The organism is Pontibacter sp. CAU 1760, assembly GCF_054482735.1.
The window spans coordinates 216,305-232,266 of the sequence record NZ_JBTLRL010000006.1; the positions used below are offsets into that span (position 1 = coordinate 216,305).

At 49.1% G+C, this 15,962-nt stretch carries 17 protein-coding genes; 9 read left to right on the top strand and 8 right to left on the bottom strand.

Annotated elements, in window-relative coordinates; all coding sequences use genetic code 11:
• The first annotated feature begins 154 nt into the window (after positions 1 to 154).
• The 4 genes from ACXYMU_RS10725 to ACXYMU_RS10740 all read left to right on the top strand — a co-directional run bounded on the left by ACXYMU_RS10725 (position 155) and on the right by ACXYMU_RS10740 (position 3,831).
• A complete protein-coding gene (locus tag ACXYMU_RS10725) occupies positions 155 to 589 on the top strand; it encodes an STAS/SEC14 domain-containing protein (RefSeq protein WP_458986387.1) in 435 nt (144 codons plus the stop codon).
• A 32-nt stretch (positions 590 to 621) separates the two neighbouring features.
• Positions 622 to 1,038, top strand: coding sequence for a hypothetical protein (locus ACXYMU_RS10730; protein WP_458986388.1), 417 nt, complete (start codon positions 622 to 624; stop codon positions 1,036 to 1,038).
• A gap of 308 nt (positions 1,039 to 1,346) precedes the next feature.
• Positions 1,347 to 3,095: an ABC transporter ATP-binding protein gene (locus ACXYMU_RS10735; RefSeq protein WP_458986389.1), complete on the top strand. Its 1,749-nt coding sequence runs from the start codon at positions 1,347 to 1,349 to the stop codon at positions 3,093 to 3,095.
• A 184-nt stretch (positions 3,096 to 3,279) separates the two neighbouring features.
• A complete protein-coding gene (locus ACXYMU_RS10740; RefSeq protein ID WP_458986390.1) occupies positions 3,280 to 3,831 on the top strand; it encodes a hypothetical protein in 552 nt (183 codons plus the stop codon).
• A gap of 186 nt (positions 3,832 to 4,017) precedes the next feature.
• On the opposite strand, the gene ACXYMU_RS10745 is transcribed toward ACXYMU_RS10740, so the two are convergent.
• Complete coding sequence (locus ACXYMU_RS10745) at positions 4,018 to 4,431, bottom strand: hypothetical protein (protein ID WP_458986391.1); 414 nt, start codon at positions 4,429 to 4,431, stop codon at positions 4,018 to 4,020.
• Between the two features lie 143 nt (positions 4,432 to 4,574).
• Positions 4,575 to 5,642, bottom strand: a complete 1,068-nt coding sequence (locus ACXYMU_RS10750) for a proline iminopeptidase-family hydrolase (protein ID WP_458986392.1) — start codon at positions 5,640 to 5,642, stop codon at positions 4,575 to 4,577.
• A gap of 349 nt (positions 5,643 to 5,991) precedes the next feature.
• On the opposite strand from ACXYMU_RS10750, the gene ACXYMU_RS10755 reads away from it, so the two are divergent.
• On the top strand, positions 5,992 to 7,017 hold the full coding sequence (locus ACXYMU_RS10755) for an AI-2E family transporter (RefSeq protein ID WP_458986393.1): 1,026 nt from the start codon (positions 5,992 to 5,994) through the stop codon (positions 7,015 to 7,017).
• Between the two features lie 246 nt (positions 7,018 to 7,263).
• Here ACXYMU_RS10755 and ACXYMU_RS10760 read toward each other — a convergent pair whose 3' ends face one another.
• Together ACXYMU_RS10760 and ACXYMU_RS10765 are read right to left on the bottom strand one after the other, a co-directional pair.
• Positions 7,264 to 7,743, bottom strand: a complete 480-nt coding sequence (locus ACXYMU_RS10760; RefSeq protein WP_458986394.1) for a hypothetical protein — start codon at positions 7,741 to 7,743, stop codon at positions 7,264 to 7,266.
• Between the two features lie 612 nt (positions 7,744 to 8,355).
• Positions 8,356 to 9,258 carry a mechanosensitive ion channel family protein gene (locus ACXYMU_RS10765; protein ID WP_458986395.1) on the bottom strand — a complete coding sequence of 301 codons (903 nt, stop codon included), beginning with the start codon at positions 9,256 to 9,258 and terminating at the stop codon, positions 8,356 to 8,358.
• Positions 9,259 to 9,534: 276 nt separating this feature from the next.
• Here ACXYMU_RS10765 and ACXYMU_RS10770 point away from each other — a divergent pair, with 276 nt between their 5' ends.
• The 3 genes from ACXYMU_RS10770 (at position 9,535) to ACXYMU_RS10780 (ending at position 11,770) form a co-directional block, all read left to right on the top strand.
• Positions 9,535 to 9,888 (top strand): DUF6152 family protein, encoded by a 354-nt coding sequence (locus ACXYMU_RS10770; RefSeq protein ID WP_458986396.1) that lies wholly within the window; start codon positions 9,535 to 9,537, stop codon positions 9,886 to 9,888.
• Positions 9,889 to 9,899: 11 nt separating this feature from the next.
• Positions 9,900 to 10,364 (top strand): DUF6644 family protein, encoded by a 465-nt coding sequence (locus ACXYMU_RS10775; RefSeq protein ID WP_458986397.1) that lies wholly within the window; start codon positions 9,900 to 9,902, stop codon positions 10,362 to 10,364.
• 326 nt (positions 10,365 to 10,690) lie between these two features.
• Positions 10,691 to 11,770, top strand: coding sequence for a PAS domain-containing sensor histidine kinase (locus ACXYMU_RS10780; RefSeq protein ID WP_458986398.1), 1,080 nt, complete (start codon positions 10,691 to 10,693; stop codon positions 11,768 to 11,770).
• Positions 11,771 to 11,923: 153 nt separating this feature from the next.
• Here ACXYMU_RS10780 and ACXYMU_RS10785 read toward each other — a convergent pair whose 3' ends face one another.
• Positions 11,924 to 12,442, bottom strand: coding sequence for a hypothetical protein (locus tag ACXYMU_RS10785; protein ID WP_458986399.1), 519 nt, complete (start codon positions 12,440 to 12,442; stop codon positions 11,924 to 11,926).
• Positions 12,443 to 12,731: 289 nt separating this feature from the next.
• Here ACXYMU_RS10785 and ACXYMU_RS10790 point away from each other — a divergent pair, with 289 nt between their 5' ends.
• Positions 12,732 to 13,349 (top strand): outer membrane beta-barrel protein, encoded by a 618-nt coding sequence (locus ACXYMU_RS10790; protein ID WP_458986400.1) that lies wholly within the window; start codon positions 12,732 to 12,734, stop codon positions 13,347 to 13,349.
• A 346-nt stretch (positions 13,350 to 13,695) separates the two neighbouring features.
• On the opposite strand, the gene ACXYMU_RS10795 is transcribed toward ACXYMU_RS10790, so the two are convergent.
• The 3 genes from ACXYMU_RS10795 to ACXYMU_RS10805 all read right to left on the bottom strand — a co-directional run bounded on the left by ACXYMU_RS10795 (position 13,696) and on the right by ACXYMU_RS10805 (position 15,813).
• Positions 13,696 to 14,766, bottom strand: a complete 1,071-nt coding sequence (locus ACXYMU_RS10795) for a DUF4932 domain-containing protein (protein WP_458986401.1) — start codon at positions 14,764 to 14,766, stop codon at positions 13,696 to 13,698.
• On the bottom strand, positions 14,756 to 15,088 hold the full coding sequence (locus ACXYMU_RS10800) for a CBM20 domain-containing protein (protein WP_458986402.1): 333 nt from the start codon (positions 15,086 to 15,088) through the stop codon (positions 14,756 to 14,758). The genes ACXYMU_RS10795 and ACXYMU_RS10800 overlap by 11 nt, the downstream gene beginning before the upstream one ends.
• Before the next feature lie 500 nt (positions 15,089 to 15,588).
• Entirely contained in the window at positions 15,589 to 15,813 is a 225-nt protein-coding gene (locus ACXYMU_RS10805; protein WP_458986403.1) for a hypothetical protein, read from the bottom strand.
• Positions 15,814 to 15,962: the final 149 nt, after the last annotated feature.

The window sequence follows — 15,962 nt, forward strand, 5'->3', positions numbered from 1 at the left end:
AATAACATAATGGCAATCATTATAGAAAACAGGCAAATTGTGTTACTGCCCTTGATGCATGAAAAATGCAATCAACAGGTCGTTTTTCTGGGTGTAAAAAAAATGTGGATGTTTGTCACTTCCGAATCGTATCTTTATACTTCGATAGAAGATTATGAAGTTAGAAATTCGGAATGCTTTTGACAGAGTGTTTTTAACAGTAGAGGTGGACAAGGCAAACCGATGGGTGCATACCAACTGGATGGGGTATCTGACAGAGGAAAACATAAAAGCGGGTGCATTGGCTTATGCTAAGGTGGTGCAGGAAAACGGTCTGAGCTGTGTCCTGAACGATACGAGACAGGTTGTGGGCGGCTGGGACCATTCGCTTGACTGGGTGATCAATGAATGGGCCCCGCAGGCAGCCAGGGCAGGTATAAAAAAATTCGCGCTCATTACTAATCCATCCTCGTTTGCAGAAACCTCAGCCTCTGCTTTTTACGAAAACTTAAAGGCATTTGAAGTGCAAATATTCCATACGGTGGGCGAGGCCCAAAACTGGCTGCGCCAATTTTCTTTGCGTGATTCTCAGCGGTTAAGGCAGTTTTAACGTAAGGGGGGAAAGCTTTGGAGTAAAGGTACATGTTAGAGAAGGTAAAATTAAAGAAAGTTTTCGGTGATATTTTCTTCACGGGCATCAGAGTAGAAACCGCCAGAGGTGCCTACATCTATGCGCAGTGGTTTGGGGTTCAGTCGGTGGAAACGGTGAAAGAAGGCTGTAACAAGATCCTGGACATCATGAAGGAGACGCCCTGTACTAAGCTGCTGAACAGTAACAAAGAGGTCATCGGCTCGTGGGATATGGCCGTTGATTGGGTGCAGCACGAATGGGCTCCCAAGATGCGCGCAGCCGGCCTGCAATACATTGCCCAGGTAATCCCTAGCAGTATCTATGCTACCCTCACCATAGAGAGCCTCATCCAAAAAATAGACAACGATTTCGAGATCCGGACTTTTGATGAAATAGCGGATGCGGAAGCTTGGCTGGCATCCTTTTAACTATCAGGACATACATATTGAAGTCTCCCTTTATGCCTGCCAGGGTATGAAAGGAGACTTTTCCGTTTTAGCGCCAGTATGCTTTCTTCTCCGCTTGTGCCTGATCAAGAAAAAGGAAAGGGAGTAGGTGTTGAAAGCCCTCCCTCGAGTTAAGGGTATAATCTTTAGACCGGCTCTTTGCGGTTAGGGCCGTAGATCAAAAAATGATGTACCTTTAAACAGCAATCAGGGAGCGATAGCAATCCTTTAACCTCTAGTTGACCGTCAAACATTATTATTCGCTATCAACGGGAGTCTAAACCAACCTTATGTCTAAATCAAAGCAACTACAGAACGTTACGATCGCCCAGGTTTTCAAAACTATTATATGGCCTCGGAAAAAGCAGCTGGGAGTTGGCCTCGTGCTGATAATTATAAGCAGGCTGGCGGGCTTGGTGCTGCCGGGCGCAAGCAAATACTTGGTGGACGACGTGATTCCGAACGGAGACGCTACCCTGCTGAAATGGTTGATCGGGGCTGTGGTGGCCGCCATTGTGGTGCAGTCCATCACGTCTTTTGCACTCACGCAGATCCTAAGCGTGGAGGCGCAAAATCTGATCTCTAAGTTGCGGGCTAAGGTGCAACGGCACATCATCCAGCTTCCCATCCGCTTTTTCGACAATTCCAAAACCGGTGAACTGGTGTCGCGCATCATGACGGATGTGGAGGGAGTGCGGAACCTGGTCGGGACGGGTTTTGCCCAGATGATAGGAGGCGTCCTGACGTCGCTGATCTGCCTGGTGCTGCTCATCTACATCAGCCCGCTCATGACGCTCTATGTGTTGTTCCCGGTGGCTGTGTTCGGATTAATCTCGTTGAAGGCGTTTGGTAAAATACGGCCTATCTTCCGTGAGCGTGGGGTGATCAATGCAGAAGTAACCGGCCGGCTTACCGAGACCTTAGGCGGTGTGCGCGTAATCAAGGGCTTTAATGCCGAGGAGCAGGAAATCAAAACGTTTGAGGAGGGTGTGAACCGCTTGTTCCTGAACGTGAAGAAAAGCCTGATTACGACGAGTATTGTTACTTCTTCGGCCACTTTGTTGCTGGGGCTCGCCTCGGCAGGCATTATGGGCATTGGCGGCTACCTGATCATGAACGGTGAGCTTACCTTCGGAGATTTCCTGGCGTTTACTTTATACCTTGGGTTTATGATTGCGCCTATTTTGCAGATGAGCAACATCGGCAGCCAGTTTACGGAAGCCTTCGCCGGGCTGGACCGTACCCAGGAAATACTGAACACCCCCCTGGAGGACGATGGACACAGCAGGAAAATGCAGCTAGAGCATATCCGGGGCGATGTGATTTTCGACAATGTGTCGTTTGCCTACGAGACGGGCAAAGAAGTAGTGAAAGGCATAAGCTTTAAGGCCCCTGCCGGTTCCGTTACCGCCTTGGTTGGTTCGTCTGGGTCAGGTAAAACCACCATATCCGGATTAGCGGCCTCCTTCCTTAACCCCGATACGGGCACTATTACCATTGATGGCCACGACCTGCAAACGGTGAGCCTGCAAAGCTATAGAAGCAAACTGGGCGTAGTGCTGCAGGACGATTTCCTGTTCGAAGGCACGATACGCGAGAACATCCTATTCCCGAGGCCGGATGCCACCGAGGCGCAGTTGCAGCAAGCCATAGAAGCCGCCTACGTGCAGGAGTTCACAGATCGTTTTGAGGATGGCCTGGATACCTTGATCGGGGAACGGGGCGTAAAGCTTTCCGGTGGCCAACGGCAGCGCATCGCCATTGCCAGAGCCATCCTGGCGGACCCGCGCATCCTTATCCTGGACGAAGCGACCTCTAACCTCGATACAGAAAGCGAAAGCCTGATACAAGCCAGTTTAAAGACCCTGATGCAGGGCCGCACCACTTTTGTGATCGCCCACCGCCTAAGCACCATCCGCCAGGCCGACCAAATCCTGGTGATAGAACAAGGCCATATCGCTGAGCAAGGCCAGCACGAAGAGCTCCTGGATAAGAAGGGGAGGTATTATCAGCTGTATACCTATCAAGCGAGAATCTAGCAGCGCTCAATGCGCCTTTACTTTTACCATTGCCTGTGCCAACTCATCTGAGGTAACGGCTATTTGGTGCATCAGCATACAAGTTAGCAGCCGCCAGCCTGCTGCAACGGGCCATATGCATCAACCTGTGTTACCGCTCTACCGTTTATAGAGGTATAATGTATTCACTAAACCTATACAAACTATGAACAGACACGACGATAGCCAACACGGCAACAGAGACTATTACGGCAGATACGATGGGTATGACCGAAGAGACGATCATTACCACAGCACGCGTAACCTGACGGACGAATTTGAGCGGCATTACCAGCACGAAAGAGGGCACTGGAAAGATGACCGCGATCATTTCCCAAGGGAGCACACCTACCACGAAGGCGACATGGGCCAGGAATATGAGCGCATGCGACACGAGGGCCGTGGCCAGGGGTATGCGGAGAACCGGCGCAATGACTGGAACCAACACCGTAATTATGACGCTGGCCAGCGCTACAGCAGCCACCCGCGCGACTACCGTAGTCATCTGGATAGCGAAAGGAGAGGGTACCAGGAAAGCCATCGGTACGATCCGGACAACACCTTCTATGGTGAGGGAAGCAGAAGGAGGGATGACCAGGACAGTATGCACCGTAGAACAGGTGACGACGACAGAAGGTCTTCACCTGGAAATATTGCCCCGAACACCCACTGGAGCAACCCTGACAGAGACAGGTATGAAGTGAATCGCTATTATTAACACTAGCTGACATGAATAATAACCAACGGCTCCGTTGCTATTGTGCAACGGAGCCGTTGGTATGCTATGTGCAGGCTCCTGAGGTTACTTATAATATTGCCAAAAATAAGCTATCAGATCTGTGCACACCATGTGCCACTTAGCCAGAAGAAATGGCTTGAAGCAAGTCTAGGCCCCTGTTTTAGATCAGAAGATTTCTTCCAGCCATACCCTGCGGGCAACACCTACCCCCACAAAGTTTCCGCTGCCATGGCCACGCAGCATAATAGCCACGTTTTGCCCCATCTGTAGTTCGCTCAGGCTAATCGATTTCCCTTCTGTATCGGTGATCTGGGTAACTGGTTGCACCAGCACGTAGGCCCGGTTATAGCGGGAGCCAGGTGTATAGCCAATGCCTTCCACTTCCAGCACCACCTGTCCCTCGTTGTAGCGGCGCGACACAATGCTTCCCCTGATGTCTACGTTTTGGGGTGCCAGGCTTTTGTAAGTAATCGTTGCGCCGTTTTCGTCGGTGCCGGTGGGTGTTGTGGTTTGGCAGCTTGCTAACCAAAGCATACTCAGGCAGGCAAATACCGTGAGCGTGTGTTTTATCTGTTCCATGTGAATGAGCTTTCGTTTCTGTTAATTTAAACGAAGGCCATCAGCAAGGAGATATGCTTAAAGCCCTTGCGCAGCACCAGTGCTTAAGTCCTGCAACATGATTGACAAACAATGAATAGTCCGAATGATAGGTTACCAAGGCACTACTTTATCTTCTCGCCACGGTCCACATCCTGAATGAAATCAACCAAGCCCTTGAAGTACGTTTTTTGGTCATCATAAAACGCCATATGGCTGCCCTGCGGGCAATGCAGGTAACGCCCGTTCGGTAGTTGCGTGGCCATCCATTCCATGTGCTTCGGGTCCATGGTGTCGTGCTGGCCACCAATGGTGAGTGTGGGTACTTTTATCCGGGACAGGTCTTGAGAGCGGTCCCAGTGCAGGAGCGAGGCGTTGCCCCTGATGCCGAATTCGCTTGGGCCCTGCATCTGCACGTATACCGTCTGGTTCATATGGTTGAACATCCGCGTAACGGGGTCGGGCCATTGTTCCAGGGGCATGCGCAGCGCGTGCTGGGTATAAAAGTTCGGCATCAGCAACTCCATGTAGCGTGGATTGGTGAAGTCGTTGTTCGCCTCTATCTGTTTGATCTCAGCCAATACCGCGGCTGGCATCTGCGGCCCCAGTACCTCGTCGGCGTACTGGTTGTAACTCGGCACACTCGAGACCATGTTCGAGATGATCAGCCCTTTTAAGTTACCCTGGTACTTGAGCGCATACTCGGTAGCCAATATGCCACCCCAGGAATGGCCTAGCAGGTAGAAGTTGTCCTTGTCCAGTTTCAGGGCCTGGCGCACCTGCTCTACTTCTTCTATAAAGCGCGGGATGTTCCAGAGGCTGGTGTCGTTGGGTTGGTCGCTGTAATGAGAGCCAAGCTGGTCGTAGTAATAATACTCGATGCCAGCCTTTGGCAGGTAACTGTCGAAGCACTCAAAGGCCTCATGGGTGCCGCCGGGGCCGCCATGGAGCAATAGCACGCGCATGGTGGGGTTGTTGCCCACCCGCTTAGTCCATACCTCAAATTCGCCCTTGGGGGTGCTGATTTTTATCTTCCGGGCACCGCCGCTCAATTCGTCTTCTCTGCTGGAGTAGTCCAGGTAATTGATATTGTCTGTTGTGCTGCTGGCTGCGGTCGTTTGGTCTGGTGCCGTAGAGCAGTTCTGGAACAGGAGCGCAAGCCCAAGGCACAGGGTAGGGTATAGCAATTTCATAGAATGCAGGTTAGTGTGTAGGTATAAATATATCAATTTTAAGCTAGGCGAGCCGAATCATTTTAAAAGAACTGTAGGGCAGCTAGGTATAAAATGCCTGTCACAGTACAAGCTCCAAAGGCTAAGCTTACAGTATTAATGTGAAATACTGCTAAATATGGTTTAAGTGCAATAAAGTGGAGGTTGTAAAACTATAGGTTACGAATTTGTACGAAGTTGTTACAAACTCGTAGTAGCAGTATAACACTGTGAATTTATGGAGAGCCAGAACATTTCCCCGGAGCCGTTTTATAGGAAGGCCACTACGATCTTGATAGGAATCGTACTATTTTTTTACATTCTTTTTCTTTTGGCCGACCTGCTTATTCCGCTGGCTTTCGCAACGCTTTTTGCTATTCTATTAGTCCCTTTGCATAACCGTTTTGTGGGTTGGGGTCTGCCTAAAATCGTGTCGATTATCCTGACCTTGACCCTCACGATGATTGGGTTGGCTGCCTTTTTCTATTTCTTATCCTCTCAAATCCTGCAATTCGGGGAGATGCTGCCAACCCTGAAGCTTAAGTCGAAGGAAATCCTGCACGAGATGGAGTTGTGGGTAGAATCCACGTTTGGCATCGCCATGAACAAGCAGGTAAAGTACCTTAACGAAATGGTAAGCAATAATAAATCGCTGATCGGGAGTACGTTGGTTGGTGCGCTGGGCGTGTTCAGCATCTTGTTTTTGATACCGGTTTATATCTTCCTGCTGATCTTTTACAAAGAGCTGATCCTGACCTTTTTGTATGAGGTGTTCTCCCGGAAAAGTTCTAAGCACGTGGCCGAGGTGCTGCAGCAAACCAAGGTGGCGATCCAGAGCTATATCGTGGGGTTATTGATAGAAACCATCATCATAGCCGTCATGAACTCTGCTGCCTTGTTTTACCTGGGGGTGCCGTATGCCATCCTGATCGGCGTGATTGGGGCTATCTTGAATTTGATCCCGTACATCGGGGGTATAGTGGCTATTCTGTTGCCTATCCTGATGGCTACCGTAACCCTAGAGGGGTATACCACCCAAATTGCTATCCTGGTGGCCTATTCCATCATTCAGTTCATAGACAATAATATCATCGTGCCACGTGTGGTGTCTTCGCAGGTGCAGATCAATGCCTTGATTTCCATTTTAGCGGTGCTCCTGGGAGGAGCGCTTTGGGGCTTATCGGGTATGTTCTTGTCCATTCCGTTTGTCGCGGTCCTCAAGATCGTGTTTGACAGGGTAGAAGGACTCAAGCCATGGGGTAAGCTCCTCGGCGACGAAATACCGGTTAGTACCCTGCAGTTTAAATGGCGCCCTCGCTGGCGTCCACGCCTGGCCAGGCAAAAGGTAAAGCCTTAATTTTCTGCTTTATTTTACGCTACAAAAGGTGAGCCTTATAAAAGCTTCTCCTTCTCAAATGCTTACATCTAGGGAAGGGGTATGCATAGGAGCGCACTCGATCTTCCGTAATTGCACAGGCATCACAAGGCTTATGCTTTCTAGTCAAGCTATTAGCTCGCTACCCACATAGGTACAGGCTAGTTTAAACAAGAAAGGCGCGGGGATTAGCCCCGCGCCTTTCTTGTTTAAACTAGCCTGTAGCGCTTATTTGTTACGCTTAAAGATCCAGGTATATACACCTAATTTAGAGGTTGTTTTGTCCTGGTCTGCCGCCTCTTCCGGGAAGCCTGCCCACTGCAGTTCATCTACCCATACCATCATCGTGTCAGAAACGGAGGTAACCACGTAGTCGGTTGTGTTGTTGCCCTGCTTCAACTGGATATAGTTGGTGTTATCCTTGTCAGGAAAGCTGTATTCCCACACATCTTCTTTAGAACTGCCCGGTAAAGAAATAGCCAACTTGCGGCCATCAAAACGGAATTTCGCCTGTCGCTCTGAAGTGTCGGCAAACATCACGGTGTCGTTAATGGAGTAATACACGCGCTGTACAGCGGTGTTGGTCCATTCACCACGCATATCGGCATCCACTTCCGAAACAACCGGTACTACTGTATCTTCATCGCTGTCATTGCAGGAAGTGAGGAACAGGGAGAGGCAAAGGGGTATAAATAGTAGCTTTTTCATCGGGTTTCTGTTTTTGTAAAGGGTTAACAAGGTCTTTATGAATATTAAATTCTAAAGAGTTTAAAATGGGGTATAAGTTATATTGCTACCCTAATACGGTTCCCAAAATGCAGGGTTTACCACTTCATGGATAAAAAAGCGAAACAAGCTGTCAGTCATGTGAATAATTGTTTCCGGCTTGTCATACGCCGAAGCTTCGTGCCCAGCCTGGCCTTTTAGCATTAAACTCAGGCTACTGCCATGCCGGGGCACCCAGCAGATTGTGCTATTGGCTTCAGGCCACAAGAAGGGTTGCCTTATAAAAACGAGACACGGGCTGCTTCCCTCACCGGTTTAAAATAATTGATGGGCGGGTTTTAGTGGTTCGAAGGATGACGTGAATTGATAGGAAACATAGCTTTAGGCTTAAAGTCAACGGCATTGCCGCTGTTATTTTTCAGGTTAAAATGGGAGTACAGCCACACTTATCGCATAAAGTAACCCATCTGTATGGCATCTAAAGTAAGAGGCGTTATTTTACCTTTTAAGGTACAGCACGCTTACCTAAGCTCTGTTGAGATGGGATCAATGGCTCAGGCGATTCCATGTGTTTCAACTCAGCATGTAGCTGACTTATTCGTGTGCCGCCTTTTCTACCATCCGGATGGGGAGGTCCTTTTGGTAGTCGTATAGCTTGAGTTCCTGTATGTTGGCCGGGAGTCCGAAGCCGTTGTCCAGCAGGGCTTTGGAAACAGCTTGCATGATGCGACCCTTTAGCAGCACAACGCCTTTCTTGTAATCTGTGGTTTCGGCCCAGAAAAACACCTTGATATTGAGCGTGCTTACATCCAGGAGGTCGACGGTGGCATAAGGCGGGTCTTCTCTTAACACGCCGTCCACTCCCAAAGCCGTTTTTTCAATCAGGTCGATGGCAGCCTGAGCGTCGTCGTTATAATCAATGCCCACCACAAAGTCTATCCGGATGCGTCCGTTCTGGGTCAGGTTAGTGACTTTGGAGCTGAGAATCTTGGCATTCGGGATGTATACATCGCGGCTGTCGAAGGTGAGCAGGTGCGTGGAACGCAGGTGCAGGTTCTGCACTTTGCCGATGGTGTCTTCCACCTCGATGGTATCATTTATCTCGAAGGGGCGGTTGAAGGCCAGTATAAGTCCGGCCAGGAAGTTCTCGGCTATATCCTTAAAGGCAAAGCCAATCACAAACGCCGACAAGCCCGCGCTTGCCAGCAAGCCACCCGCCACGCCGCTCAGGCCGAGGGCCTGCAGGCCCAGCAACAGCCCGATGAAGATGATGACCCACCGGGTAACCAGGGCAATGTACTTGCCCGTGATCTTGTCGTGCGCCTTGGTGGTCAGCCTGCCTTCCAGCCAGTTCTTGATCTTGCCAGCCAGCCACACCGCCACAATAAAAATGAGTATGGTGAGCAGCATGTTAGGGAGCAGGAACAGAAACTTCTCCCAGTAATAGTTGAGGACCGTGATCAGATCAGCTGCAGAATCGCTGTTGTCGTCTTGCATATACCAGTGCTTTCGTTTTGCCTGCCGGAACCTTAAAGCAGCGCAGTTTAATAAACCGCGTGCGCGCCAGCCTATCTGCTTCCTCTAAACGGCAGGCGGTAGTTACAGTTACAGCGCGCGCGTGCAGTTATCAGTGAGGATGATATAGCTGCGCAGATAGGAAAATGGCGCAAGTTGCGCGCGCGCCAATGGGAGGCGGACATACCAGCAGGAGAGGCTACACCTTTTTCTGCAGCACTCGTTTTTACATAATATATCACTAACCACTTTATACTTATGTTGTTACTTCCGAAAGTACTCCTGGCATTGTTATTTCCGCTGTACGTGTTTTCTCCCGTTTTGCATCACGGATGGTCAAATTACGACCAGTCCACCACGCTGGACCATACGGGCTTGGTAGAGGAAATCACCTACGAGAACCCCCATGGGATGCTAGCCCTGCAGCACGAGTCCAAAACCTGGACGGTGGTGCTGGCACCACCCAGCAGAATGAATTCCCGTGGTCTGACGAAGGACATGATCAAGCCTGGCGATTCGGTGCGCGTAGTAGGGTATCCCCATAAAGAGGAGCGGAATGAGATGCGGGCAGAGCGGATATACGTCGGCGACAAAAAGATCGAGCTACGTTAGCAGTGGCAGGAATGCTGCAAGGGCTGGAGAACTCCGCGCTGGCCGTTGCCATCCGGCAGTCTGACTGGCTATACCCTTTCCTGGAGATCGTGCACATCCTAGGCATTGTGCTGTTGGTTGGTGCGGCATTTCTTTTTGATCTGCGCCTGCTGGGCTTTTCCAGAAAGCTGCTTGTCCCTGATCTGGCCCAACACCTGTTGCCCTGGTCCAGGAGGGGCTTATACCTGATCATTCCCTCGGGCATCCTGCTGTTCAGCACCAATGCTGTGGCGCTGGCAAGCGATTCTGTTTTTCAGGTGAAGCTGATCATGGTGGCAATTGGCGGATTAAACGCCGGTTTGTTTCATACGTTCGTGTTGGCCTCCGCTTCTGAATGGCTGCAAGGCCATACACCGCTGGCGGCTAAAGCCATGGCGGTCTGCTCTATTATCGTGTGGGTGGTCGTGATTGCCTGCGGGCGCTTGCTGGCCTATTAGCTATACCTTCTCAACCTCCTTTTTGCTGACGCATAAGTTTATACTCTTCTCAGCCAGCCTTTACTGGGCCGTGCTACTCTTTCAGTATGCCTGACACCGCGCCCCGCGATACCACTGAATTCGAGGGCTGTTATGCCTCATGGGCTCCACTGAAAAACAAAGCCACGGTTGAGAATATGGGAATGGTTTAAAGTAGGAACGTAGTCTGACACGGTCCTTTGCATGGCGAGGGTTGCGAGAAGTAAGGTGCTTACGTTCCTCATAATAACGAAGCGTTAAAAAACCTCAAAATTAAGTAGCTTTGTTTTGAAACTAATTTCACCCAGATGAGTAGCGACGAATTTGATTACGGCCGATTCTTTGAGTTATCGCCTGACCTGCTGTGCATCGCAGGGTTTGATGGGTATTTCAAGAAAATTAATCCTGCCGTTTCTAAATTGCTGGGCTACTCTATGGCGGAACTGTACGCCAGGCCAATCAATAGCTTCGTGCACCCCGATGACCAATCCATCACATCCCAGGTACGGGAGGAACTCACAAAAGCAAAGCCGCTAAACTATTTTGAGAACAGGTATATAACAAAGGGTGGAGAGGTTGTTTGGCTCTCCTGGACCTCTCTGCCGGTGAACAGTGATCGCCTTGTATTTGCCATCGCCAAAGATGTGACCCACAAAAAAAGGTTAGAGGAAGAAAGGAACCTGTTGCTCGGAAACCTTGCAAAATTAAACCAAGAGCTCAAGCAGGTGAATTATACCACTTCGCACGACTTAAGGTCGCCGGTAAACAATCTGTTGTCGCTGTTTAAGCTGATAGATATTGCAAAAATAACCGACCAGAAAACAGTGCAGCTCATAGACTACCTCAAGCATACAGGCGACAAACTCAAACAGACACTCAACAGTTACGTAGACCTGTTAACTGAGCAGGATGGCTTGCATGCAGCTGTGGTGGCGGTGGATTTAAGCAGTTGCCTGAATCAGGTGCTGGACTCCCTTCGCTCCTTTATCACAACCTCCAAAGCCAGCATCCACATCGACTTCTCCGAGGTGCAAACTGTCATGTTTAACACTGCCTATATGGAAAGCGTATTTTTGAATCTGATCACAAACGCCATTAAATACGCACGACCGGACAGCACGCCTGTGATAACTATTTCCTCTGAGAAAGGGGATGGGGTCATCCGACTGATCATCTCAGACAATGGCCAGGGGTTTGATATGGAGAAAGTGCAGGACAAGGTGTTTGGGTTGCATCAGCATTTTCATCATACCCCCGATAGCAAGGGCGTCGGGCTTTACCTGGTACATTACCATATCACAAGTTTGGGCGGGAAAGTGCACCTGGAAAGTAAAGTGAACGAAGGGGCAACGTTTATCCTCTCTTTTCCTGATTGCCAGGATAAATAGGTAGGCTAGTTATGCCTTTTCCCTGCCAAAAGCCACCCAATATAGCCTGCTACTCTGAACTAAAGGCCTGCACTGTTCTTGCTGATGGTATAGCTGCGTGCCAACAAAAAGCATGTGCTGCAAGCCTATGCCACCAATTGAAAGCTAGGGAGACTATAACTTCATGGATTTCAATTCCTCTTCAATGGCAGGACCCAGCACCAGGATCAGGTGTTCGGCAAAGGCGGGGTTACTGATCTGCTTCGTATCCATGAGTACGGTTAATCCGACCTGCTCCTCGTTCTCCGATAAAAGGAGTGAGCCCAGATAACTCTCAATGTCCAGGGTTTTTAATTCCTCATCTTCCGGGAAACTGTCTACTACGCCAAGCGGATAATAGCAGAATTTTTGTGTGTATACTTCCTGGCAGGGCGTGCCAAGGAGCGAATAAGTGAAGTTTTCTAACAGCTTGCCTTCCTCCATAAAGACGATGGTATGCACATGCGTATGCTGGTCAGATAAACTGCCTATGATAACATATTTTGCCTTTACAGTGTGGTAAATAAACGTAGCTATCTCGGTCAGGGTACTGTCGTGCCTTGCCTTTTTGGTAAGCGTTAAGGCAGCATCCAGAATTTCCTCCTCGTCAACTCCGGGTACATAATTCCAATAATGTACGTTGCAGTACTTCATAGGCCAATCGTTTATAACTCCCGATAACGAATATACTCGTTAACTTTTATTGAGTTATCAAATAGGTATGTTCAAATCGCTAAAGCGATAGCAGCACTAAAGATAAGCATCTCTTACGAAAGCGCTTTTAAATCATGCAAACTTATCGCTAAACGTCCGCGCCAGCGAGGACAGAAAACATGCGTGGGGTTGGTACAGCAACTCACAGGCTGCAAAATATACGTATCGTGCAAACTCAAAATCAAGGGAAAAGCTATATACTTGCGCTACATAGGTAGATGCTTAACTAATGCAGAAGATTTATCAAATGATCGGGATGGCGCTGGTGCTGTTGCTCGCATTCCATGTGCCGTTACAAGCCCAAAGCGACCGAAACAATGGCTATATCGGGGTAGGACTGGGGCCAAGTTTTTTGCTGGGGAACAGCAACCTGAAAGCCGGAAAAGGCCTGCATCTGAATCTGCTGAATGTGGGATACGCCTGGGGGAAAGGCTTTGGCGTAACCGGGACGTGGGTTGGAGGTGCCCATATGTTCGATTCGGAGGTTACTGTGCACGACCAGGGAACTACCTACCATCTACCGGCTCAGGTTGAGTTGAGCTATGGAGCGCTCATGCTTGGCCCGATGTATACCTTGCATCTGACAGATGACTCCTTTCTGGACTTCAAGCTTAGGGTAGGATCATTGTATACCTCCGAGAAAACATCTTCTGAATCTTATACTGCCACATTTGAGAACAGAAGCCTCGGCGCGTCGCTGGGTGTGGGTTACCGCAAAAAGATAGCGAACCGCTGGTGCGTGATGCTGTCCTCAGACTATTATGCGGGCAGGAAGCAATATACGCTTGGAGCAAACCAAAGCACCCATATCCTGAACCTTACCGGCGGGGTGGGTTTTGTGCTGTAAAGGGATACATGTAAATGGAGGTGCCGGATTGGGTAATAAGTCAGATTGGTACGGGTGATCTATCGCAAACAGCCTTCTTCCGTTAGTGTGAGCTTGCAGCGCGTACTGTGACGCATGCTATAGGTATGCTGCATGGAGAAAAAAGCACGGGCTGCAAGCTTATGCCGGTGGGGACGTTCCAAGTGTCATGCCCGCATTGCTTTTTAATCTGCAGTGAGAACTTTGTTTTTTTCGACCTCCCAAGTGGTGGGTAATACTGTCTCTTACATTAGTCATTTCCCTTAAAAACAACAGTCAGGATGTTTAAGTCCATCCTGACTGTTTTTATAAATTGCTTCTATAAAGATTAGTTGTTCTTGCACCACGTCAGCATGGCAGGGTATAGCGCTTCCAGCTTGCCTTTCTTGCCTCGCTGCTTATATCGGGCTTGCAGTTCGCGGTTAAACTCCCTGAACTTCGGAAATCCGCGCCGCTCCGCCATCATCGTTTCCATATAGGTGTTCACTGTCTCAAAGTCTTTTTTCTTGAAATGCTTTTTGGCGTAAAGCGCGTAAACAGCCCAGGTCATGTACTCATTAAACACAGCATACTCGTTATCATAGCTGCTGAGCGCCTCCGGTGTGGCCCATGCCGTCAGTTCTGGCAAAGCCTCCCGGATCTCCGCAAAGTATTTGTCTGACACGGGGTTAACATAGTTATGGTCTATCTCCGTGAACACGATCATGTTCATGATCCCCTCTCGCAAGGCGCCCTCAAACTGCGGGTCAATAATGGGGCCGCAGATGAACATAACTTTCTGCCTGAAATCGGGTTGTACGAAGCTGTTGGTGGAGTGCATGCCGTAAACAAGCGGCGAGAACGTGATGCGGTAATGGTCGTACTGGTTGTTGAAGTTTTGCTCAAGCCACTGCCATTGTTTCCGAATAGAGATTACAGCCTCCATCTCCCGGATCTGCTGCGCATAATACGGTTGGTGCTTTTTGTAAAACGACCGGAAGTTGCTTTGTCTGGCGAAGAGCTCCAGATCAGGCATAAAAGGCTCGAGATGATTCAGATTGCTCCAACTCAGCTTATCATACACGCTGTCTTGCTCAATCTGGTCGCCTTTAAAGTAAAAGGCGTTGGCATCCATTTTCAGTTGCGCATACAAGCCCTGTTGCAGCAGCGCATCTAGCTGCTGTACCAGGGTGTCTTTTTCGAATGCCGCAAAGCTACTCATTACCTCCTGATAATAAGGGCCTTCATGGTTCACCATGTTCGTGTCCTGCTTTCCGGTTGGCGTGAGGGCAAATAAGATGTGTGCCAACTCCTGCACTTCAGGTATTTCGAAGCTGTACTGCCCTTTGAATGCTTTAATGTACGGTGCTGTGAACGTACGACTGTTGTCATCGTACCAGCCTAACACTTCATATGCCACTTGCTCTGTCCGGTTCGCTGAGAACAAGGTTGGCGTTGTTGCGCTTGTCGCCGGTATAGCCTTCGCTGGCCCAGCTGCCTTTCGTGAACTTAAATTCGGCGGGGAAGCTTGCCTTTACCTGTATGCTGCGCTCCAAGTCGGAGGTATGCTGCATCTTTACGCCTGCCGGGTTCCAGTTACCAAACACAGGCTGGTTTCCGACGATGTAGACTTCATCTGTTGCTTTAGGGACTTTTACGGTGATGCGTGTCTGGACTTCCTGAGCCAGCAGTTGAAAGCACAGCAGGAAAAAGGCAATGCTAAGCGGAATGATTTTTTTCATGGTTTTTACGAATTAGTGGCTCTGCGAAACAAGCCTTGAAAAACTTGCCTGCATGCCCTGTGAAATTTTTGCAAATATAGAAATACTTCATGAATGAGTAGTTCTTTTTGTGGATTCACTATAAGGGGATATGCAGGGCAAATTCCCCCTTTGCTGTATGTTCGGGCTGATCGCCTATATGTTTCTGGACATAAAAACTAAAGGTTTGACCTCGATAGAATATTGGATTAAATCTCAAGTGCACATTACTGGATTAACTAGTTCAGGGGATGCTTTATCCTCGAACTAGTTCCCCATATAACAATTACTTCCTCAAAATAAGCCAATGCATACGTGCACGTTCGTTAAGAGGTAAAACGTTAACTTCATTCCCATTACCCTACATGCCAATTGCTATATTTTTATAGATATCCCACAAAAAAGTCCCCTGCAGCTTCAACTGCAGGGGACTTTTTATGAATAAGTTTGAATGCTTACTTACCGGTAAGGTTGTCGCCGCCCTATCCGTCTTGGCCGCTGTCTGAGCCGGTGCGGGTATCGGTGTTCTTATTTTCGGCTCCCTGGCCATGCTGTTGCGAAGCGGTGGCCTTCGTGCCGTTTTTTCCAGTGTCTACAGCGCCCTGAATATTCGCTTTGTTCGAGTAGTCTTCTGGATTTGGGTTAGCGGTGGCGTTGCTGGCCAAGTTTCTTTTGGTAGGCTCAGTCTTATTTTTGTTATTTCCCATAGTTTCTAAAAATTACGTAAATGATTTTTGCCCACAGCACTTGCAGGCCTCATATGAATTTACGACCACAAGCGCGGGAGGTTCTTAAGTGAATGATCAACGGATTGTCTTGTTAGCAACCAGCTATGGTTCCTGCTACTCCTCTGGCG

What these genes read in the sequence shown, in the direction of transcription:
- ACXYMU_RS10725 (WP_458986387.1), top strand. Translation starts at nt 155, where the DNA reads ATGAAGTTAGAAATTCGGAATGCTTTTGACAGAGTGTTTTTAACAGTA.
- ACXYMU_RS10730 (WP_458986388.1), top strand. Translation starts at nt 622, where the DNA reads ATGTTAGAGAAGGTAAAATTAAAGAAAGTTTTCGGTGATATTTTCTTC.
- ACXYMU_RS10735 (WP_458986389.1), top strand. Translation starts at nt 1,347, where the DNA reads ATGTCTAAATCAAAGCAACTACAGAACGTTACGATCGCCCAGGTTTTC.
- ACXYMU_RS10740 (WP_458986390.1), top strand. Translation starts at nt 3,280, where the DNA reads ATGAACAGACACGACGATAGCCAACACGGCAACAGAGACTATTACGGC.
- ACXYMU_RS10745 (WP_458986391.1), bottom strand. Translation starts at nt 4,431, where the DNA reads ATGGAACAGATAAAACACACGCTCACGGTATTTGCCTGCCTGAGTATG.
- ACXYMU_RS10750 (WP_458986392.1), bottom strand. Translation starts at nt 5,642, where the DNA reads ATGAAATTGCTATACCCTACCCTGTGCCTTGGGCTTGCGCTCCTGTTC.
- ACXYMU_RS10760 (WP_458986394.1), bottom strand. Translation starts at nt 7,743, where the DNA reads ATGAAAAAGCTACTATTTATACCCCTTTGCCTCTCCCTGTTCCTCACT.
- ACXYMU_RS10765 (WP_458986395.1), bottom strand. Translation starts at nt 9,258, where the DNA reads ATGCAAGACGACAACAGCGATTCTGCAGCTGATCTGATCACGGTCCTC.
- ACXYMU_RS10770 (WP_458986396.1), top strand. Translation starts at nt 9,535, where the DNA reads ATGTTGTTACTTCCGAAAGTACTCCTGGCATTGTTATTTCCGCTGTAC.
- ACXYMU_RS10775 (WP_458986397.1), top strand. Translation starts at nt 9,900, where the DNA reads ATGCTGCAAGGGCTGGAGAACTCCGCGCTGGCCGTTGCCATCCGGCAG.
- ACXYMU_RS10780 (WP_458986398.1), top strand. Translation starts at nt 10,691, where the DNA reads ATGAGTAGCGACGAATTTGATTACGGCCGATTCTTTGAGTTATCGCCT.
- ACXYMU_RS10785 (WP_458986399.1), bottom strand. Translation starts at nt 12,442, where the DNA reads ATGAAGTACTGCAACGTACATTATTGGAATTATGTACCCGGAGTTGAC.
- ACXYMU_RS10790 (WP_458986400.1), top strand. Translation starts at nt 12,732, where the DNA reads ATGCAGAAGATTTATCAAATGATCGGGATGGCGCTGGTGCTGTTGCTC.
- ACXYMU_RS10800 (WP_458986402.1), bottom strand. Translation starts at nt 15,088, where the DNA reads ATGAAAAAAATCATTCCGCTTAGCATTGCCTTTTTCCTGCTGTGCTTT.
- ACXYMU_RS10805 (WP_458986403.1), bottom strand. Translation starts at nt 15,813, where the DNA reads ATGGGAAATAACAAAAATAAGACTGAGCCTACCAAAAGAAACTTGGCC.